We start from the raw sequence: 21,011 nt of genomic DNA, 5'->3' as shown, positions 1-21,011 counted from the left end.
TTTAGAAAAAATGAGGTCAGATTGATGCAGTTCATTGAGCAGGAAAAGTACGTGGAATTTCATATCGGCGGTGAACAATACGCTATCCGTATTCAGGAAATCCACGAAATTATCAAGATGCAGACCATTACCCCCATTCCCAGTGCGGTATCCTACGTCAAAGGGGTCATTCATCTAAGAGGAAAGGTGGTTCCGATCATCAGCCTTCGAAGCCTGTTTCGGCTTCAGGACAAGGAGGCTTCGAAGACGACCCGCATTATGGTCGTTCATCATCAAGAGGGTACGGTGGGGATCATTGTCGATAGTGTGAATAAAGTCACTACCTTCGAGGATGTCCAACCTCCTCCGGACCATTTCGGCCATGTCAATGGCAGCCTTTTGGTAGGCATCGGAATTACCGGCGGCGATCTGGTTGGCGTTTTAAAGCTGGATAAAGTGCTGCTTCAAGATGAGGAAGTGAAGCGGCACCAGGTCTTTACTAGATGAAGAGTAAAGCGATGGATGAATTGCATCAAGCGCGGTACAACAACCCCTGAAGACATCGGCCTTAACAGGCCGATGTCTTCCTTTCTTATTTCTGCTTTCCCGCCCTTATATTCCGGCAGCTCAGGCATGTAAACTGTTTTGCAGCCATCGAATGACTACTTTTTGGTCTTTTTCCGTTTTGCTTACCCGATAAATATAGAGCCGGTTCTGATGATGCCGATAGTAGATTCTTCCCTTAGACGAGAATGGCATCTCCAGCAAATTCCCTACGGCAGAGTGGACCGTATTCGGGCGTCTTTTCGATTCCACCTCGGCTAGACAATAATGCATAAGACAAATTTCACGTTCCACTTGGATCCGGTCCTTCGTTGTCAATTGAATAAAATCATGAAAAAACTCCTTGTGGAATTCACAATGCGGGTAGATCTTTTCAAACCGCGGTATGTATTCCTTTTGTAAAATATCCTTCTCCATTGAACGGGCCTCTCGCGCATTCATTAATTCCTCCTGGAGAACTTTATTTTCTTCCGCTAATTGAATCAAGGCCTCGGCATCCTCCCGGCTTCTTAACTCCAGCCCTATGAATTCATCGATTTTCTGTGCTAACGATTTGATTTTATTCCCGGCCCTCTCTAATTTCGCTTGGCTCTCCTCTTGGATATAACGCAACCGTTCCGAAAGATGAGTGAATTGTTTATTTTTATCACGCAGCATGACATGGATCTGGTCTAATTGACTTTGAGCTAAAGCTTCATTCGCCCGGGCCGCTTCTAATTCCCGAGCTTTCTTCTCCAGCTCTTCATGAGTATGGTTTAACGTGCTTTCAAGCTCTATCCGGTAGTTTTCCAAATTTTGTTTTTCATGAATTAATTCGTTGATTTGGAATTCCATGCTTTCACGCTGCGTACGCAGCATATCGATCTCATGTTGAATCCGTTTAACTTCATCATTGGAGGTTGAACCTGCAAGCAGCGCCTCCAACCTCTCCTGCCGCTCACGCAACCGTTCCACCTCAGCCGATAGCTGGTGGTTACGATGTTCGTTCATTTGGAGTTTCGCGGTTAATTCGTCCAGCTGTTTCGCTGCCTGATTCCGTTCATCCAACAGCTTTAAACGCTGCTGCTCCAGCTTTACGACCTTTTGCGCAGCGTCACCGATTTGGGCCTCCATTTCACGATAGGAAGCTTTCAACTGCTCTACTTCCCTCAGCTTGGCTTGCAAATCCTGTTGAAGGATATCGGTTTGACCAGAACTATTGCGGTGGTCGCGAAGCATTTGTTCAAGCTGCTTAATTTCCTCATTTTTCACCTTCAGTTCAGCAGCGATTTGCTCACGCTCGCGTATATATACCATTAAATTATTTTGTTTTTCCTCTATATTTCTAAACAATACTTCCATCTTATCTTCCGCTTGCTTCAGCTTCGATTGTGTAAACGATTTCGTTCGGGTGTAATATTTCTTTACTATAGGCAGGGTCTGTATAAGTTCGTTTTTGTAGCGGATCGCTAAATAAGCACTGCCCGCCAAAATCGTAAAGATCAAGCTGTGATCCAAGATGAATGCGATCGTAAAGCTCAGGAGCTGAAATGCCAAATAGATAGCAGCAAATAAAAGAACTGCCTTCGCTAAGTTGTTCATCGTCTTCCACCCATCGTTCACTTTTATTACCGAAGTCCGTCTGCATCCGGCTCGGAAAGTTGATCAAGAGCCTCCTGTATATAGAGCAGGTGTCTGGAAAATGCGGCATTTAACTGCCTGTAATGCTCTATTTTTAGCCCGCCCAGTATAGCCGTTTCCCATTGAGCGACAGTCTTTCCTATAATGGTCTCTCCCGCTTCTACAATATGCTCACGCAATGACCTGTTCCCCAGCTCCTTTAGCTTGATGACATCCAGATAGGTCAAAAAGTAATGATAGTACTGATTGACCGCATCGTCGATCTGCTTCTTCCTCTGCTTCAATGCACTATCTTTTGTGAGGAAGCCTGTAACTACCGTAATTGCCGCCACAAATATGGCCATCGGGGGGAAGACGGTAAGAATGGCCCAGGTTAACGTATGCCATCCCGCTGCCAAGGCGAGAACACTGGCTACCGTTGTTCCAATGGATACCATAAGCATTTGCTCGGCGGCTCCGACATGAAACCGGAGGTCTACATTTTCCCTTGCCTTGTGTACGAGCATATGAGGAATAATGCGCTCCAGATCCGGCCGCTGGGCCGTAATTTCTTTCTTCCATGCTTCCTCATACACTTTATTGCAATGATCCAGCAGGCGTCCGATATCCAAAGCCACGTCGTTCGGATGCAAATGCATTTCCATAAGCGATTCTACGATGGATTTATCGTCAATGACTTTCTCATGGGCCGTCAGCTTCTGTCCGCCCAGCTTCTCCGAAAGCTGATTCGCTCCTTTTACAGCCATATTGACCAAAGAACCCATCTTCTTAGCCGAATCTTTCATTCCGATGTACCAGGAGCTGTCCGCTTCAAGCTTTCTGTGCATCAGATTCTTTTTTCTTTGAAAGTAGCTTGCAAGCTGATCATAGGCCGTTTCGAAAAAAATTTCCGGAGCTTTGGAATTGAACCTCCATAAATTTTTGTGACGTTCCGTAAATTCATCCGTTATGCTTAAATACCGGCTTGCCTGGGCTTGAACGATCAGCTGCTCCTGCATCAGAGCAGCCCGTAATTGATCTTTGTTTTTAGAAGCCGCTAGAGCTAAGCGATTTTCTCGCAGCGCACGTTGAAATGAGGTCATAATGTGATGGATGGTCTCACCATTGACCTCGGATAAATCGGTATGTACTTTTTGAAAAGCTTCGAATTGAACGATCTTAGTAAGCAGGCTATTCATGCTGTTCTCCTTAGGGTAATTGAAGGGATACTTTCCGATATAATCGCCCAGCCGGCTCAACGAGCTGCTTCATTCGCTGAAACGCTTCGTTAGGGTTAGCGATGGAATACGAAACCAAAAGAGCCGTTGCCAAACCAACCAGGCATCCTATCCATACAGGGCCTCCGACAAGTGAAGAAACGAGCAAAGCGCTGCCGGACACCAAGGCACCCTTACCATTCTGCTTCAACGCTTCAACCGGACTGCCGCTTTTCATCGCCCCGTAAACCATCCCCCCGGCAGCTATGGGAAGCAAGATCGGATTGGCGGTGGCTAGAGAAGAAATCAACAAGCCCCCGGAAAGGCGGGATAACCGTGACGGATCCGGTTTATTCCCAAGCAGTAATGCAGCCGTCAGTCCTGCCAGTCCCCCAAGCAGCTCACTGCCGTTAAAGGTAAGCGCATCCGCTAAAAAGGTTCTGGAAATGCCCATTTCACTTACCGATCCGCTGATACTGCGGTATTGCTCCTCCGTTAGTGAAAACAAAGGGTTTATTCCTGACTTAGAGGCCGTATCCCGAAGCAAATGCTCTCCTGCCTGCATCATTTCAGTTACGAGTGAGTCATCCGTTCTCACATCTCTGACGGCTTCAAACGCACCCCATACCGTATGCTGACCATCCAGAAGATGATGAAGTCCAGATCCTCCAATGTGCGTTTGGTTATATACCGCATCAATGGCTTTATCATACTCATCCAGGTTACGATTAAACTCGCCGGCCATCCATGCGGATAACGGTTCCCCAAGCGGAGTCATCCCCCCGCCGATGATTAACGGAGCATCTGCTCTCGTGATACCGAAGCTTAAATCGCGAAGTCTTCTTTTTTTATCCATCGTTCTCCTTGCATCCATTTTGCTATATATATTTTTGTCTTTCAGTTACCGTCCGAAAGCTCTGCCAATCGAGCAAAAATGTCGCTGTGTATGGCATCGCGGGAGTTGACCTGTACTAGCGGAATACTACGGGCAACCACCTCCCGAATACCCCAGTATCGTTTCCTCACTTTGTCATCAACGGGCGCCCCCTTTAAGAGTCCGTCGATCTCCGTAATCCGAAATGCGCTCTCATCCACAAGCGGATAATAAAAGGTCGGATGATCGGAGACCGCGGGCAGTCGAGTCCAAGCACCAAAATCATAAGTATAACGGATCAACCACAGCTTCGGATAATCCTCTTCGAAATTAACCTCCACACCGTATACGGCACCTATGCTCCTGTTCGCCTCATCCGCCGGAGAAGGGTCCACTTTAAGCTGATACAGCTTAATAAAATCATTGATCAACCAACCGCTGTAATGTACGTCCGACTTCCACCTTAGGGGCCTCTGGGTTAAGGGAATGAATCCGGCTTCCTCGGCTTCCATATCCATCTCCGTAAACAGCAAGTCCAGATTTTCATAAGTTTTCAATAGAACCTTAAACGCTTGAGCAATGTTTGTTCCGATGTCACTTTTTATAGACATAGCTCATATTCTCCTTGATTGGATTTTCAGGCCATACGAGAGTTTTGAATCGTTGTCTCTTCCCTTGATAATGGTATGCCGATTCATTCAGCTCGAGCGTTTCAAGTCCGGAGGAGAACCCTCGGAACCGGACAAAACCTTTTTTCAACAACAGATCTGTAACATCCTTTAGAATCAGCCGCTGTCCCATCTCAAGCGTTCGGGTATTCAATTCCTGAAGAGACTCCAGCACCTCCTGCCAAGACAAAAAACCAAGCGATATATCGGCGTTAATCATCAGACGAGTCCTCATGGTTCGTTCAACCGGCCGCAGGATGTTAAGTGGGGCCAGAAAGACGAGAAATTTCTGTCGGTTAACGCCTACCGAATGGAGCATCCTGGCGTAACGTGCGAGTTGATTACGGCTTTCTTCAGGATTTATCACAGCTAGCGGGTCTTCATCCTCCGAGGATAAGGAGCTCAAATATTTGACCTCAATACCAACCAAAACCTCAGGATGATCTATTAATAAATCAATCTCCCCCTCTGGATGAGAAGGCCAAAAACGGTATTCCATATCGTATCCTTGAAAACGATCCAACATAAGCATCCATTGGCGCTTTGATTCCTCGGCTTCAAAACAAACCTTTGAAAACAAAGTCCTAAGTCCGAGCTCGAAGGGCAAGTACCGGAGCGTCCCGAAAAAATCCCCCGTCAGCTTGTCCTCCAGCCGTTCCGACAAATTACTGCCCGTGCTTGAGATTTTATTATGAATTTCTGATATCATCTGTGGTCACCGGCCTCATCCGATTTTCCCCTCCGGGATCATAGGATACGATGAGTTGAGATGGCTTCACCCACTGCCACATATATCCCTGCTTCGTCCTGAGTATCGCTTGATCCGCAGGAAGGTCCAAGCATGAAGCTATTGCTCCCCTAAGCTTTTGTATGTACACCCGAACGGTATCCTTTTTACCTCCCTCCCATAAATCCCCCGCTATTTGCTCTGAAGTGCGGGCCTTCGTCTGCTTCATAAGATACTCCAGCAAGGCAGCAAGCCGGGGTTGAAGCTCCACCGTATCCTTGGGACCGGAGAATAATGATTTGGAACGGAACAGATCCAAAACGCAACCGCCCTGTTCAATGATGTCATCTGTCATACGTTCGGCTTCTTCGTAGGGAATCATCGATATTTCATGATTCCGAATGAGCGCACAGGTTACTTTGGTTTGTTGAGACGCGGCTTCGATCTGCATACGAAACAGCTCGATTTCCGGAATATACAAGCGGTCCGTATCTTCATTCCAAGCATGCTCAAGGTACCGCTCCGCTTTTTTTCTATCGCCGATTTTAGAATAACAAACAGCCAGCGAACCGAGAACACGGACTCTTTGCTTTCCCGTTAGCTTGCCCGATGTTAAGGCAATGGAGAAGTGCTCTTTAGCATCGTGCCACTCCTGATCATACCAGTGAATATATCCCAAGTGATAATGGGCCAATGGATGATTCGGTTCGAGTTGCAGCAGCTGCCTGAATAAAGAAGTGGCCTTCAAGCGATTTAACAGTTTCACTTTATGATGTGTCCCATGCTGTAGCAAAAGAGCAGCCAAACTGTATTTGAGTCTGGCTTGCTCCGGCTGGAGGATGATCATTTTTTTATAAAGAGCAATTCCCTCCGACATCCATGCCTCTTCGTCACCGAGCCCCTCCGCTCGTTCCCACTCTTGTTCCATTTCCAATAACTGCTCATACGTTTCCTTTGGAGGGTCTGCAACAATGCGCTCAATTACCCTTTCTACTAACAGCCCTTCGCCCTTATCATCATGATAATCCGCTTGAACGATCGTCCACTCGTTGCCCATATGATGGATCTTACCGCCGTTAACAACCGGATTGCCGGATGGCTCGGACTTAGGGATAATCATTTGCACTTTTTCTTTGACGACGGCCATGGCTGCACCTGCTTTAAAGGATGATTTCCTTCTATTTTATCGAAAAAGGGGCAAGCCGTGAAGAAAAACATCGTTTAGTCTATGTGATCCGATCCGTTAAAGATTACACAATTCCGTGAGCAGCTCGCCGATCATTTTCCCCTGAATAAGCACGTCCGCATGAAGGTCGAGCTCCGTTGGCTCGAAATTGACAACCACCAGCTTGGCGCCGTGTTCTTTGGCGTAGAGCGGCAGCTGATTAGCAGGATACACAGACAGGGATGAGCCTAATACCATCAGCAGGTCTGCTTTCTCGATCTCATTATAAGCCTGTTCCACCGCCTTTTCCGGCAGAGCCTCTCCGAATAACACCACATCCGGTCGAATGAATCCGCCGCACTGACAATAGGGTGTGTTCATTAAATAGACAGAGTCATCATACTTCTCCTTGCACAGCATGCAGGACAAACGCTTAATATTTCCGTGAAGCTCGATCACGTTCTGACTTCCTGCCTTCCGGTGTAAGCCGTCCACATTTTGTGTAATGACTGCTTTTAATTTCTCCTGCCGTTCTAATTCGGCGAGAACATAATGGCCGCGATGAGGCTCGCATTGCTTCAGTCCTTCCAACCGGCTTCGATAAAACGCAAAGAACGCCTCACGATTATTTTCCAATGCCTGCACGCTGGCAAGAGCCATCGGATTTTGATCCTTCCAAATTCCTCTCAGGCTGCTGCGGAAGTCCGGAATTCCCGATTCCGTGCTCATTCCAGCCCCCGTCAAAACGATACCGTAGGCGGACTCCTCTAATAAACGCTTTAACATTGTGCCTCACTCCATTTCATTTGTTATCGCTATAAGATGGTTATAATTTGTACCCGATCAGGGCCGGGCTTAAAATATGCTTTCGAGTGCGGATAGAAAACAGAGGATCTTCCCCATGTACAGTAAAATCGATATCTCTATGCGTCAGTAAGTCCTGTTTTTTTTCGTAAGTAAGCCTTGGGGCAATCCCTCTGAACACCTGCTCCATCTCAATCAAAGCCTCCTTTAATTGCCGGGCTTCATTCCTTACAATCATCATCGGGGCACCCAAATCCAGAAGCCGGCAAATTCTGCTGTAATATCGCTCAAGTCTGCGCCAGGCCAGATTTTTGCGGCTGCCTTTTACTTTCGCAGAGACCTTTAACAAAGCGATTGAACCGGATATCCCTTTGAACCACCTTGCATCGGGTAAACGATCATATTGCAGGCATTGCTGCACCTTGTTTATGCATACATGGAAGATTCTAATGATTTTCGCTTCATGATTCGTCATGGTTTGACCTCCTTAAATATGATCCTTCTATTCCTTATAATAAAGGTATCGTCGTAACATTTTTGTTACGCGGCTGGGTATACAATTCATTTAACGAAAGGACCTCTTCCCCAACGAAAGAAAAAAGTTTTGCAATGGTTCAAATCACGATAGTAAACTACTTAAGTCTACCTAAATCATCCAGTAAACTCTACCTTCGAAGGAGCGAAAATCACCATGAGTATGGATAAAATCGACCAAGCCTATCACCGGCTAAAGCAGTCCCTAAGAGAAAATCCGGACCTTGATTTTGAAGACAAAACCAATTCATTACTAAAAGATCTCCACACCAGGATCGATGCTTGGGAGCCTGGGCATCCGGTTGATTTTATTGAAGACTTTTTAGTTGGCGATGAAGTAAATCGATTTGCGGCAGCTATAGCGATAGAACCACGGCCAATCGTTCCTAACTTGTTGAACTTTATACAAAGGGATGATACCAAAGAAATCCTCGCCAAGCTGTTCTTGATTCGAAAGCAAAACTATCAAGCCCTTGACTTTGCGCTGGCCGGAACAATAAGGAAAATTGGATTATTAGATCACCTGTCCAAAAAAGGTCAAACTCCCAGACCGACGATGTATACGCAGAGACTTCAACTATTAATTTTTCCCGAGCTCTTTACCGCCATTGCAGACAGCCATTATTTGAACCAAGTAGCGGAAGAGCTTAACATCCCCAACGCGAAAAGCAAGCCGTTTGAATCAGTACAATTTTATGTTCGGGAGAAAATCAATAAGTACTTGGAAGAAAACTGATTAACGGAGAAAGAATCCACTTTCTTCAAAGCCGCAATCGCTTGGCATGTGCTGGATAAATAACCCCCGATAATGAAGATAGCCCTTATCATCATATGATGATAAGGGCTATCTTCATTATAGATGCTTATGCTTGCTCTTCAATTCTGTTTTAATTCCATGTGATGTCTTATATACTGTGTAAGATCCTTCACACCGGAATACCCCATATGTTCGTAGCCGAAAAAAGGAGTTAGAATAACTCTCGTGTTGTCACCGATTTTATTTTTGCTGACAGCTATTTTTTTACCGCTCGGCTGCAGAGTGATTTCCTCATATCTTTGTTCACCCCAAATACCGTCAACCATTCTCTTCTTCGCCGGGATATTTCCAATACCTAAGATTAACGGCACAGGATAACTTTGCATCAAGTTCCGGAACAAGCTTAATCTTTGGGCTCTCCATTCTATATATGGATTATTTGGTCTATCGAAGAAATGAAAGGCATCAATATAACTCCTTTGGTCGATATTGTCGTAGGGCAATGGATCGGATTCCCGCTTCCGCGGAAGAGGACGCCAATCCAAAAGGGCAGTTTGAATGCCGGGCCTGTCTGTAAACAAGCCTCCCTCCATAAGGAATCGTTTAACGGCTTGGATTACGTTATGATCAGCTTGTTGAAACCATGACGCAATGGGCTGATCGGGATGTTCCAAGGCTAATATCATTCTGGAACATAATCGGAGAAAAGGACTTCGAGGCACACGCACTTCTCTACCCGGTTTCCATTGATCCTGTTTCCAATAACCCTTTGTCCAATCCCCATGGACACAATGATTAACATTTTCTTTATATGTAAAGCATATGCTTGCAATATTATCTTCCACACTTCGGTCTCCAAGACCGCCTTCATTACCCAAAAAGATGATTTGAGCCTTGGATAAATCACCATAACCAATAAAGGACAACAAAGAATGAATATGTTCTTCCGTTAAGATCAAGGGGTCTCTCTCCTTTTGTCTTGCGCCGGTACCGAATTTGGCAGGCGTCATGATGACCATTATTGACCATGCTCCTCAAGGTTTCCATTAATTTCCATTTATTTGCATTACCGTCTATTCCGATAAAGACCCTCTGCCAGATTCCGAATCACATTTCGTTTGGCCAGTATCTCTACCCACCGTACGGGAATTCCCTCCAGTCCGTAATAAGCTCCAGCGAGTTGACCGTATACGGCCCCCGTTGTATCTGCATCATTGCCCAGATTTACGGCGAGAAGCGCACCCTCCTCATAAGAAGTTGACTTAGCGAACGCCCATAAGGCCGCCTCCAGAGACTTGATCACGTACCCTGTTCCCTGTATCACCGGCGGTTCGTTTCTGCGATAAGAACCGTTTCGGATCTCTTCTACCCGTGGTGCTAGAAGCTCCTCCCCCAGCCATTGTCTGAATGCGCCGGGTTCCAAAATTTCATCTTTGGACCACCCATGCAATGCTGCCAGCATCAACGCCCCCAGAAATTTACAGGCATCCACACACTCCCTCGCAGCGTGTGTGGTTCTAGAGCTTAGCTCCGCATACCAAACGGCTAAAGCCGGCTGCTCGGCAAAAAACATCGGTACAGGGGCTAACCTCATGATGGAACCGTTGCCGGCCATGTCCGGACTTTCCGAGCCGCAATAGCCCCCTCCGTTTTGCTCGAACCGCAAAATGGCCTCACGAGTCGCATTGCCGACATCAAAGCATTCTCCAGTGCTGCTCATGTAGCCCTCTCGCATCCATTTCCGATAGCGTGTCATTTGATCTACCGGATCGAATCCGCCGGTAGAAAGCAAACTATCCGCCAAGCAGAGCGCCATGGACGTGTCATCTGTCCACTGGCCGGGCAGCAGGTCAAATACACCTCCCCCTACCATATCACGCACCGGTGCAAATGAACCGGGGGGACAAAATTCTACCGTCGTTCCTAACGCATCTGCTGCGGCCAAACCAAACAAGCATCCCAGGTATCGATCCAAACTCATCGCCGGCCTAGTCTTCATTCCATAGCTCCTCCTTCATCTATTCCGTCGGTCAACCCTTCCCTTAGCGGTTTGTCGTCTTCTTTTCATTCTTACGGCGCATCGATAGCGCGCTGGAAATCCGAAGAGAAATGCTTCTGCCAGCGCTGCTCCGCTTCCTCTAGCGGCATTCGCCAGTAATGACTGTCGAACGGGGGCAAACCGTCTATGGAATCCAGCAAATACGTGGTCATCTTGCCGAAGCTGCTGCAAGAAGCCTTTGCATTGCTGGCTCCTTCGTCGAAAACCTTTTTCCAGGCTTCCTTATAAGAACAGCAGCATAAGGCTCCGGTGTTTTCGTTCACAATGACAAACCCTATTTTGCTCTGCAGATCCTTGTTCTGTTCGAAGGTTACCAAGTGCAGGATTTGATAACGATGCTGCGTCAAAGGCGCTACTCCCTCCGTCCGAATCCAGCAATTCTCCCACTCGTCCTTTTCCTCATCTATCGCAAGCAGCCGGATAAAGCTTCCGAACGGAGTCCGGTATGCGAGGTTATCCACGACCCAAAGCTGTTCGTTGTACGAAATGATTTCACCCCAGTAACATTCATCCCGCGTAATATCTTCTTTCACAACCAGGACTTGCCGGTCGGGATTGATGCGGCTGCCCCCGGCTGCTGTTCGATATAATAGGACGCCGGGTCCCCGCTCATCACTATATTCCATTGAAACAATACGGTACCAATTTCCTTGAAATTGGACTAATGAACCGTTTTCCGGATTGCCTTCAAGAGTTTCGGGAGCAACGATGATTTGCACAGGCTTTCCCCTCCACGAATTTCAAATGATCCTTCACGCCATTGCATCAGCCAAAAAAGGAGCTGCTCCTTTTTGAATAGATACATCGTCAGTATTAGTTATTCAATCGCTTGTCCGTGGTACTTTGTGCTGCGCGAGCATACCGGACACTCCATTTTTTCTACAGGAATAATGGTAACCTCATTTGCACAAATCCGGCATAAGGAAATATGAACTTTTTCCTGCGTCGGTGTTTGTGCCGTTACAACCTGCAGGTAACGGTCTACCGCGGCGCATGACCGGCAAATGCCAAGCTCCCATCCGGAATAAACATACGCCTTGCTTGAAACCTGAATTTCACGTCCCCTTCTGTTCGCCAAAAAATGAAGGCATATAGGGCTTACTCCGATCAGGCCTCTGTTTTTCTAATTGAAGCAAAGGGCTTTCTAAAACTTCGTTCCACATCCGTTTGACCTTGGGATGCTGTTCGGCTTCCATTTCCCTCTCAATATCCGAATAAGCATCTCTTATAAACGAACTCCCGCCTAACCGGAAGCTTTCTTTCCAGCCGCATTCACATGACAGCTTATACAGGGCACCCATATTCATACTTCCTTTCATTACTTAGTTAGACTCCAACACTTAGCACCGTATCTATACCATAGCATAAGGGACGTAACCCAAGTGTTACGTCCTTCCTGAAGCTTAACGTATTTTAGAATGATAACAAATAATACCGCACCTGATGACCTTCTCAGAACGACAAATAACCCGCTCAGGCTGAGCCTAAGTCGGGTTATTTGCGTTAACGGCGGCTTCCTCCCATTACACCATGATTTTGCAAATATCGTTGGTGAATTCTACGGGATCCTGAATCGGCAAGCCTTCGATCAACAGCGCCTGATTGTACAACAGGTTAGTATACAAATTAAGCTTCTCTTTATCCTTGGCTTGGGCATCCTTTAAGGATTGAAATACCTCATGGTTGATGTTGATTTCCAAAATTTTGTCCGCCTTTACATCTTGTCCGCTCGGCATGGCTTTCAAAATCTTTTCCATCTCAATCGTTAATTCACCCTCCGTAGACAGGCAGACCGGGTGAGTTTTGAGTCTCTTGGACGCTTTGACACGTTTCACTTTATCATTCAGTATATTTTTCATGGTTTCGAAGAGGTCTTTATATTCGTTCTCTTCTGCTTCCGAAGCATGGTCATCGGCATCCGATTCGATTCCCAGGTCGCCGCTCGATACGGATCTAAATTCTTTCTCTTTGTAGGTCATGAGCATTTTGACGGCGAACTCATCGATATCATCGGTCAAGTATAAAATCTCATACCCCTTGTCGGCTACCAGCTCGGTTTGCGGGAGCTTTTCTATTCTTTCCAACGATTCCCCGGAGGCATAGTAGATGTATTTCTGATCCTCAGGCATTCTCGACACGTACTCATCCAGCGTGACCAGCTTCTTCTCTTTGGAGGAATAGAACATCAGCAAGTCCTGCAGGACATCCTTATTGGCTCCGTAATCGCTGTATACCCCGAATTTCAGCTGTCTGCCAAAGGCTTTATAGAATGTCTCATATTTTTCTCTTTCATCCTTTAACAGGCTTTGCAGCTGGCTTTTTATCTTATTTTTGATGTTTTTGGCGATAAGGCTTAACTGCCGGTCATGCTGCAGCATTTCCCTGGAAATGTTAAGCGATAAATCCTCGGAATCGACCATCCCTTTGACAAAGCTGAAATAGTCGGGAAGCAAATCGGAGCATTTATTCATGATCAGCACACCGTTGGAATAAAGCTCAAGCCCCTTCTCATATTCCTTCGTGTAGTAGTCAAACGGCGTATTCTCCGGGATAAACAGAATCGCATTATAGACCACCGCACCGTCGGCGCTGATATGGATATGCTTTAAAGGCTTATCGAAGCCGTAACGCTTCTCGATATAAAAATTCTCATAGTCTTCTGTGGTTAGCTCACTCTTATTTTTCCGCCAAATCGGGACCATGCTGTTGATGGTTTGCTCTTCGACATATTCCTCGAATTCATTGTCGCTGCCTTCTTTAGGTCTTTGAGCTTTCACATCCATCTTAATCGGGTAGCGGATAAAATCGGAATATTTTTTGATAATCGATCTTAATCGATACTCTTCAAGGTACTCGTCATATTGATCCTCTTCGGTGTTCTCTTTGATTTTCAAAATAATATCCGTACCCGCCGACGCCTTCTCGCACGGCTCGATGGTATACCCGTCAGCCCCTTTGGATTCCCACTTGTAAGCTTCTTCGCTGCCCAGAGCCTTGCTGATCACCGTAACCACATCGGCTACCATAAAAGCGGAATAGAAGCCCACCCCGAATTGGCCGATGATATGGTGGCCATCCTTCAATTCATTCTCTTTCTTGAAGGCCAATGAGCCGCTCTTGGCAATAACCCCCAGATGGTTCTCTAAGTCCTCTTTGGTCATCCCAATCCCTGTATCCGAGATGGTCAACGTACGGCCTGCTTTATCCGGCTTTACTTTAATGTAATAATTTTCTTTATCAAACACCAGCTGATCATCTGTCAGCGCTTTATAATAGATTTTGTCAATGGCATCGCTGGCATTCGAAATCAGCTCTCTGAGGAAAATTTCTCTCTGCGTATAAATGGAGTTAATCATCATTTCCAACAATCGTTTGGATTCTGCTTTAAACTGCTTTTTTGCCATGAATAGCTCCCCTTTCACTCCATTCTATGGTTAGCACTCCAATAAAGAGAGTGCTAACTCTTCTCTTTATATAACATAACCTTTTTTTTGATGTCAATATACTGAGAAAAGAAATGGGCCGTACGTCTCCGATTGCTATACACTTTCAGAATGCTTTCAGATGTTTTATTATTAATTATAAACTGTAATGCTGCCAAAAGGATGAAATCGGCCCATGAAAATCAGTCTTCGCCTTAAAATGTTAATCATGTCATTTTTCATTGTATCCGTTTCCATCCTGGCCAGCGGATGGATTATGGTTCATAATATCACGAACGCATTTGAAAAAGAAATCGGCGAACGGGCGATTGCCATCGCGAGAACCGTCGCCCAAATGCCTGACATCCGCAAGCATGTCGGGATCAAAGGCGGAGAACAAGTCATTCAACCGATCGCCGAACGAACGAGAATCGCAACCAACGTCGATTATATCGTGATTATCGATATGAATGGGCTCAGATATTCTCACCCTAACGAAGCATCCATCGGACAAGCGTTTGTCGGAGGAGATGAAAAAGCCGCCTTATCCGGACAAGAATATATATCCCGGGCGGAAGGAAACTTAGGTAACGCACTAAGAGCCTTCGTACCGATTTTCTTAGCCTCTTCGGCGACCGGAAGTATAGAATAAATAGTAGCCGACCGTACTAGACACAATAAGCAATATCAGAACAACTGGAATGAGATATATACTTGCCATCACTTGACCTGCGAAAGCTCCTGCGAACAATTTATCAAGAATAGTCCAAAAGTCTGCTATAGTGGATACAACGACAAACAATGTCGATAATCCGAGTATAATTCGTTCCAGCGATTGCCGTTTTTGCTCAAACGATCGTTCCTTCTTGCTTGCCTCCTCTTTCTCTTTCTCCTGAAGCTCCTGTCTCTTCAATTGGGAGTAGCGCTGCAACGAATCCAACTCAAAATGCAATTCTTCACGCAGGTTCTGAATCCGGAGAGAGTGGAAAATCGAATCGTAAAGAAGTGCCTTATGGGTCATATTCGATACTTCAAGGAAAGATGACCGTAACGTAAATTGGATGATATCGTGCTGAACCTCATCGATTTCCTCGATGGTTTGAAATATTTGGGTGATTTGGTTCCGTTCCAATTTACTGATACGTGCTGCCCGTTGAGCCAGATGCATAAGCGTACAACGCTGGTGTAAAGCGATAAGAAACAATATAAAGTAGCTATTCTTAACCGAGGCAGGATAATGCCGTTCGAAGAATGAATCCGCTTTTGCATGACCTGTTAAAAATACAAGATTTGCTGCTCCCTCTAAAGAAAATCCCCAGTAACTGTTCTTAAAGAAATGCTGGGTCTCTGTCCGCTGCAGTCTGTTGATCTCTCGCTTGCTGGGAATATGGTGTTCTCCGAACGAATGCCTCAAATGAAAGAGCGCTTCGAAAAGTTTTTCTTCCACAAATTCATCTTCGCGCGGAGGCAGCAACGCAAAGGTAAACGTATTAGCCATAGAAGGGCTACCGTTTTCCTCTTCGAAATAAGCTGTAACCTTAAAATCGGACGTAAGCATCTCAATCCAGTGTTGAAATGAAACATGTACCAGTTCAACCGGCCCGTCCTTATTTTTCTTATGCTCGCGCCACATCGATTGTTGATCATGTTGGTTAAACTTCTTTAAAGTATAGTTACGCCAAATGAGCTCCTCCATTGTAGGAGAATCCCGATAGCATATATCCATAATTAAAAATCCTATTTTTGTTTCAAATAAAAATAAGTGGATTTGTTCAAATGAGAAGGCAAAAATTTCATCCTTCTTTTGATAAAATACGGGACGCTGGGGATGAAACCATTTCATCCGAACATTATTATTCAGAACATAGTAACGGCAGACTGACGTTACTGAACTCCCGACCAGCTTTCGAATGTGGAGCAGCAAGCTGTTGTCAGTCGTAAAGTGTTTCGCTTCCCAAATCCCTTCATGGATGAGCGCTTGATCGGTAACGAACGGAACGACCAACCGGGTAAAATGCTTGATCAACGGTTTATCCATTCCTGCGATGCTCCTTCTGAATTGTACCTTCAATTGAATCCAATGCGCTCTTCAATCGATCCAATATCAGTTCATCCTCATTACTCAAGATTTCTTTTAAAGCCGGGTATAAATTCAGTCTGTGATTCGACTCTTTCAACCTAACGATCCTTTGTGACAATTCCTTAAGACCATCATCTTCAGTGTCAACATAGCACACTACGCCAGGTAGAAAATGGTTCTTGGCAAACCCCGTATAAGGGATCCCTCGAGAACTATAAGTTATGGATTCCACCGCTTGCAGCAGCTCCCAGGAAAATGGGGGCAAGCTTTGCCCGTTCATGAAAATATCCAGCACAGCATCCGTTAGGCTGATATGTTCCCATCCAACACCGAATTGCTTATTCAACTGTTTACTGAATTTTTCCATAACTCTTTCATTAGCCAGCATAGCTGCCGCCTGATCAACAAGCTCATCGGATAGAGTGTCGAGCGGAGTCAACCATGAATCTTCAACGACCGTAGTGCCTATATCGGGGCAACCCAGTGTTTCAAAGGTGGATTTTGAGATTGCAATAGGACGCCAGTCCATGATGGTCTGCCCTAATTTTTTGCTCCTGCATTTCAAGATTACAAACGGATGTGGAAGATGCCCGAAACGGACAAGAAATCCCTGAGTGTACTTTATTTCTTTGCTTAGAATTTCCAATACGGCTTCAACGTTAACGTGGAATACCCCCCGCTGCTTATATCGGGGTATGATTTCATTCAGTTGACTGAAGATGGATGAAGAAAGCTCCGACCTCGGAAGAACATGGGGAACATAAAAATTCGTACCTTCCGCGGTCTTCATAGCCAGCAGCGTTTGAGCCATTTCTCTCGAGAAGAAAACACCGCTTAAAGTATCCGCCTGAACCTTCTGATTTACTTCATATTTGGTATATTTGACCTTCTCTAGAGCGGAGCGTATACCCAGCTCCGTGATCCTCCCGCCGGAGATATGACCATAACCTTCGAGAAGCTCCAAAATCTTGTTTACATAGTTATATGGCATTCCCATAACATCACAGATTTGCTGCGGATCTTGGAGACCCGCTTGAACGAGCAGAAGCACGGCATGCTCTATGGTATCGAACTCTTCACTTGCACTTTCCAGCAGACGAAGCTCTAATAGAGCCACAGGAAAATAAACCCCGGCAAAAAGCTCAAGCTTTCCGCCGGCAAATAATTCAGGGTACGCACGGTAGAAGTCTTTCAACGCACGCTCGTTATTTTGAAATGACGATGATGCTCTTGTGTGCGTAAATTGTTCTGCAGACATCGCTTACCTAACCTTTCATGACGTCTAGTGGGAATAGCTTCTCCGATAAGATAATTTGACCATTACCTTTATCGATTTGTGACAGCAGCAAGCGAATGAATTCGGCAAATTCCTTCTCACTTGTGCCCGGTTTCGGCCGTCCCTCTTCATCCCTCTGTGTTTCATCTTCATAAACACACGATTTAAAAAAATCCATATCTCCTATCAGTACCAATTGCTGCTGGCATCTGGAAAGAGCCACGTTTAAACGGCGAAGCTCCTTCAAAAAGCCAATTCTCTTTTTATGAGGAGGGATCGTATTGGAACGTGTGCAGCTGTAAATGATAATGGGCCTTTCCTGCCCCTGAAAGCTGTCGAGAGAGGCCACAAGCTCATTGGCTTCCTCCCGGGATATTTCCGGAAGCTCCTTCATGACCAACTCCCGCAAAAATTTAACCTGAGTATTGTACGGCGTGATGATTCCAATCTCTTCGGGGGTGAATGACCTTCCTCCCGGAACATACTTCTTTCCTTGGGGATTCAACGTTTCGGGATTTATCGATTGCAGTGCTTCCTTTAATACTTCTACAGCTAACATCGCTTCATATGTATTGTAAAATCCTTCCCCGGTCTTCTCGGTCTCGCGGCGTCTGCTGCTGTCCGATGTTGAAATAAGCGCGAACGGGCTTGTACATAGGCGAAGTAAAGGCGATTGCAGTCCCCTCTTCCCTTCAAATGCCTTATATTGGCCTTCATAGAACCATGCTGACAGAACATCCGATATCTCGCCGGGCATCCGGTATTGGGTATCTAATAAAATTTTGTGTTCATTCGGAAATCGCTTGTACATGTACTCAAATAGACTGGTGGAAAGCAGTGATGTGTCCACTGTATTTTCCTCGCAACGAAGTTTAACCTCACTGTCTTCAATAGGCGGTATCTGCAGGTGATCCCCAAGCATAATAACCTTGGAGGATCGACTCATAGGTACGATCGCGTTATGAATCTGAATTTGTCCAGCCTCGTCGATAATCGTTACATCGAACTTCAAATCTTTAAATCTCTGTTTGCTGTTAATCCCAATACAAGTGGCTCCGACCAGATCGACAGATTCAAGCAGCACTTGGGATAAAGCATAATTTTTCTTTTCCGCCAAGTGTTCTTTCCATTGCTGAATCGCCGCGCGCATCTGTTCGATTTTACCGTTGACTGTATAACAATGCCCTACAGCTTGATCAAGGGATTGTTCAGTTATGTTTTCCGGTACTTCAAAATCCGGAAGGTAGGATTCCCAAACCGGTGCGGAACGGACGGCCTGCGAGCCTTTTTGCCCTTGTTCCTGAAGATGCCTCCAATCTGATTTAAGAACGGTCATACGGTCTGAGCATACCAGTTCCTCTACGGCTTTATAGACGGAGTTGTATTGCTGAGCAAGAGCTGCTTCCTCCTGCCTTAATGCTTCATGGCCCGACAGATGCTTCTTCAGATTATATACACGAAGCTGGCGAAGCGGTAATTCTATTATTTTCCTAAACTTAGAAAGATTATGATATTTTGTGATTTTCACAACCAGAGAATCCACGCTGCTCCGGTGCTGCTTGATCCCTTCCTGGACTTGAAGGAACTCCTTGTAAATGCTCCGAAGCTCAGGAAGCTGCTTTGCGGTGAGAGCCTCATAAGTCTGATTGAGCTGATCTTCGGCAATATCCAATTGTATGAGCGTTTCCTTAACAGAAGTAAGGATGTCTTTATAAAAAGTCAGCTTCTCTAAATCATTGTTCAGTTTGCTTTCATATTCGGAAGTCGCTTTCTCAATACGCCGTTGCAGCTCAAGGGCACGGTTTTCAAACATAAGATGCTGAACGTTGACTTGGACCTTCTCCTCGTTTCCTACACGAATCGTCTCAATCCCTTTTTCTTGGGATAGCCTCTCCAGCACATTGTCTACGGCTTTGTTGTTTTGACTGGAAATCAGCACGCGCTTTTTTTCGTTTTTGACAAAATGTTTAACCCATTCGAGGATGACCGTTGTTTTTCCCGTTCCCGGAGGGCCAAGCACCAAGAGCGCATCCTGGACATTTATTCCCCTTACGATTGCATCGATTTGGCTATCGTTAGGGGGATATTTTGTGCTTTTTAAGCGATCGACGGCAGCCGTCAAATCAGTGTTCAGATATGGAAGAAAATGATTTCGTCCCAACACATTTTCCAAGTATTGCGAGGCGGCGGTTCCACTGCGCAATTCCTCAATAACGGCTTCCCGGACCTCCCGTTGGACAGCATTGTATTCTGGAGCAAGGATCCCCCTTTCAGGCATCTCATCTACGGAAAACTTGGTTTCAAACCATACGTCGATGCGCGGCGGATAGGCTTCCGGATCCAACTGCACTATGGTTCCGGTAACCGTTTCCCCATTTACAAGTACAGTCTGGACTCGCACATTCTTCTTAAATACCTTTCCGTCCAAACTCGTAACATAGAAAGCAAATCCGACCTTGTCCACCCGGCTATAATCATTCACACTCTCACGAAGGATATAGGCCGTTTCAGTCCCGGATTGGGCGGCCGTTTTTTGAACTTCATCTTCGGCCAAATTATAAAATTCGGCAATATCCAGAAGACAATCGAATTCGTTGAATTCATTGAATTCGTCATCCCCATCGTCTCTGCTCTCTGCTTCTTCGGACGTCTCCCCGCTTATTTTTCTGTTTCCGTCTCCTAACCGGTTTGTTTGTTCCTTAAGCTTGGGAAGAAAATCATAGAAGGACTGTTTCGCAGCGTCGCGCTCTAACCAAGAGTGCCCGGAATAAATATCTTTACCTTTCCATAACACCGCACCGTATTCCGTGAACAGCTTTAAGGATTGTCGAAGAAACCGGTTCTGTTCCTTTACACTCTTCTTCTTTACATATTTGATAATAAGACTCGCTTCAGGCTTTCCCTCTTCCATTTGGATTGCACAAAGCAAGACCGCTTGTTCGAGCAAGAAAACAAGACTGTCATTTTTGTCCCACATCGTCAGAAATACCCGGGTGGCGGAAACTTGTCCAATCAACTCAAAGGGGTCTAATTTCAACTTTGCACATTGATTAAAGAAAGTCGTCGTGCATACAAAGGGCAGCCTCTGAGCGAAACGGAGCGTTTCTTCTTCCGGGTATAGGTATACGTTATGTTCCTGCACGTTTGATCAACTCCTCTAAAGCGGGAAGGGGAGCTGTCTCAGCTTTAAGTGTTGACGGAAGCGTTAGCCCGCCTTTGTCCTTTAATGCTTCGCCTAGAAACAAACGGTCCGTTTCATCCATGCGATCGTTAATGCGCTCCATGC

General features: G+C 45.7%; 20 protein-coding genes. 3 read left to right on the top strand and 17 right to left on the bottom strand.

Going from position 1 to position 21,011, the window contains the following annotated elements:
- Positions 1-24 precede the first annotated feature (24 nt).
- Positions 25-486 carry a chemotaxis protein CheW gene (locus ACZYR9_RS08030; protein WP_488977944.1) on the top strand — a complete coding sequence of 154 codons (462 nt, stop codon included), beginning with the start codon at positions 25-27 and terminating at the stop codon, positions 484-486.
- 120 nt (positions 487-606) lie between these two features.
- Here ACZYR9_RS08030 and ACZYR9_RS08025 read toward each other — a convergent pair whose 3' ends face one another.
- From ACZYR9_RS08025 to ACZYR9_RS07990, 8 genes are all read right to left on the bottom strand, one after another.
- Complete coding sequence (locus tag ACZYR9_RS08025; RefSeq protein ID WP_488977943.1) at positions 607-2,124, bottom strand: hypothetical protein; 1,518 nt, start codon at positions 2,122-2,124, stop codon at positions 607-609.
- 26 nt (positions 2,125-2,150) lie between these two features.
- Complete coding sequence (locus ACZYR9_RS08020) at positions 2,151-3,341, bottom strand: hypothetical protein (RefSeq protein ID WP_488977942.1); 1,191 nt, start codon at positions 3,339-3,341, stop codon at positions 2,151-2,153.
- Between the two features lie 10 nt (positions 3,342-3,351).
- Complete coding sequence (locus ACZYR9_RS08015) at positions 3,352-4,215, bottom strand: hypothetical protein (protein ID WP_488977941.1); 864 nt, start codon at positions 4,213-4,215, stop codon at positions 3,352-3,354.
- A gap of 41 nt (positions 4,216-4,256) precedes the next feature.
- Positions 4,257-4,844 (bottom strand): hypothetical protein, encoded by a 588-nt coding sequence (locus ACZYR9_RS08010; RefSeq protein ID WP_488977940.1) that lies wholly within the window; start codon positions 4,842-4,844, stop codon positions 4,257-4,259.
- Positions 4,828-5,610 (bottom strand): hypothetical protein, encoded by a 783-nt coding sequence (locus ACZYR9_RS08005; protein ID WP_488977939.1) that lies wholly within the window; start codon positions 5,608-5,610, stop codon positions 4,828-4,830. The genes ACZYR9_RS08010 and ACZYR9_RS08005 overlap by 17 nt, the downstream gene beginning before the upstream one ends.
- Positions 5,591-6,775 carry a hypothetical protein gene (locus ACZYR9_RS08000; protein WP_488977938.1) on the bottom strand — a complete coding sequence of 395 codons (1,185 nt, stop codon included), beginning with the start codon at positions 6,773-6,775 and terminating at the stop codon, positions 5,591-5,593. Before ACZYR9_RS08000 ends, ACZYR9_RS08005 begins: the two co-directional genes overlap by 20 nt.
- Positions 6,776-6,871: 96 nt before the next feature.
- Positions 6,872-7,579: an NAD-dependent protein deacylase gene (locus ACZYR9_RS07995; protein WP_488977937.1), complete on the bottom strand. Its 708-nt coding sequence runs from the start codon at positions 7,577-7,579 to the stop codon at positions 6,872-6,874.
- A 40-nt stretch (positions 7,580-7,619) separates the two neighbouring features.
- Positions 7,620-8,072, bottom strand: a complete 453-nt coding sequence (locus ACZYR9_RS07990; protein ID WP_488977936.1) for a hypothetical protein — start codon at positions 8,070-8,072, stop codon at positions 7,620-7,622.
- A gap of 216 nt (positions 8,073-8,288) precedes the next feature.
- Here ACZYR9_RS07990 and ACZYR9_RS07985 point away from each other — a divergent pair, with 216 nt between their 5' ends.
- The gene (locus tag ACZYR9_RS07985) at positions 8,289-8,867 is read left to right on the top strand and encodes a hypothetical protein (protein ID WP_488977935.1); all 579 of its coding nucleotides are present in this window, start codon (positions 8,289-8,291) and stop codon (positions 8,865-8,867) included.
- A gap of 140 nt (positions 8,868-9,007) precedes the next feature.
- Here ACZYR9_RS07985 and ACZYR9_RS07980 read toward each other — a convergent pair whose 3' ends face one another.
- The 5 genes from ACZYR9_RS07980 to htpG all read right to left on the bottom strand — a co-directional run bounded on the left by ACZYR9_RS07980 (position 9,008) and on the right by htpG (position 14,351).
- On the bottom strand, positions 9,008-9,847 hold the full coding sequence (locus tag ACZYR9_RS07980; RefSeq protein ID WP_488977934.1) for a hypothetical protein: 840 nt from the start codon (positions 9,845-9,847) through the stop codon (positions 9,008-9,010).
- 107 nt (positions 9,848-9,954) lie between these two features.
- The gene (locus tag ACZYR9_RS07975; protein ID WP_488977933.1) at positions 9,955-10,887 is read right to left on the bottom strand and encodes an ADP-ribosylglycohydrolase family protein; all 933 of its coding nucleotides are present in this window, start codon (positions 10,885-10,887) and stop codon (positions 9,955-9,957) included.
- Between the two features lie 71 nt (positions 10,888-10,958).
- Positions 10,959-11,666: a hypothetical protein gene (locus ACZYR9_RS07970; protein WP_488977932.1), complete on the bottom strand. Its 708-nt coding sequence runs from the start codon at positions 11,664-11,666 to the stop codon at positions 10,959-10,961.
- 98 nt (positions 11,667-11,764) lie between these two features.
- Positions 11,765-12,025: a hypothetical protein gene (locus ACZYR9_RS07965; protein ID WP_488977931.1), complete on the bottom strand. Its 261-nt coding sequence runs from the start codon at positions 12,023-12,025 to the stop codon at positions 11,765-11,767.
- Between the two features lie 445 nt (positions 12,026-12,470).
- Positions 12,471-14,351, bottom strand: a complete 1,881-nt coding sequence (gene htpG / locus ACZYR9_RS07960) for a molecular chaperone HtpG (RefSeq protein ID WP_488977930.1) — start codon at positions 14,349-14,351, stop codon at positions 12,471-12,473.
- A gap of 214 nt (positions 14,352-14,565) precedes the next feature.
- On the opposite strand from htpG, the gene ACZYR9_RS07955 reads away from it, so the two are divergent.
- Complete coding sequence (locus ACZYR9_RS07955; RefSeq protein ID WP_488977929.1) at positions 14,566-15,021, top strand: hypothetical protein; 456 nt, start codon at positions 14,566-14,568, stop codon at positions 15,019-15,021.
- Here the strand turns inward: ACZYR9_RS07955 and ACZYR9_RS07950 are convergent.
- Genes ACZYR9_RS07950 through ACZYR9_RS07935 form a run of 4 tightly spaced genes read right to left on the bottom strand, consistent with a single transcriptional unit; the run spans position 14,989 to position 21,009 of the window.
- The gene (locus ACZYR9_RS07950) at positions 14,989-16,407 is read right to left on the bottom strand and encodes a hypothetical protein (RefSeq protein ID WP_488977928.1); all 1,419 of its coding nucleotides are present in this window, start codon (positions 16,405-16,407) and stop codon (positions 14,989-14,991) included. The genes ACZYR9_RS07955 and ACZYR9_RS07950 overlap by 33 nt on opposite strands.
- A complete protein-coding gene (locus ACZYR9_RS07945; protein ID WP_488977927.1) occupies positions 16,400-17,707 on the bottom strand; it encodes a hypothetical protein in 1,308 nt (435 codons plus the stop codon). Before ACZYR9_RS07945 ends, ACZYR9_RS07950 begins: the two co-directional genes overlap by 8 nt.
- A gap of 7 nt (positions 17,708-17,714) precedes the next feature.
- Positions 17,715-20,867 (bottom strand): DEAD/DEAH box helicase, encoded by a 3,153-nt coding sequence (locus ACZYR9_RS07940; RefSeq protein ID WP_488977926.1) that lies wholly within the window; start codon positions 20,865-20,867, stop codon positions 17,715-17,717.
- Positions 20,854-21,009, bottom strand: a complete 156-nt coding sequence (locus ACZYR9_RS07935) for a hypothetical protein (RefSeq protein WP_488977925.1) — start codon at positions 21,007-21,009, stop codon at positions 20,854-20,856. The genes ACZYR9_RS07940 and ACZYR9_RS07935 overlap by 14 nt, the downstream gene beginning before the upstream one ends.
- Positions 21,010-21,011 lie beyond the last annotated feature (2 nt).

This window comes from Paenibacillus sp. F024 (genome assembly GCF_057814255.1).
Note: the sequence above shows the minus strand (reverse complement) of the source record. Positions and strands in the feature narration are given on the sequence as shown.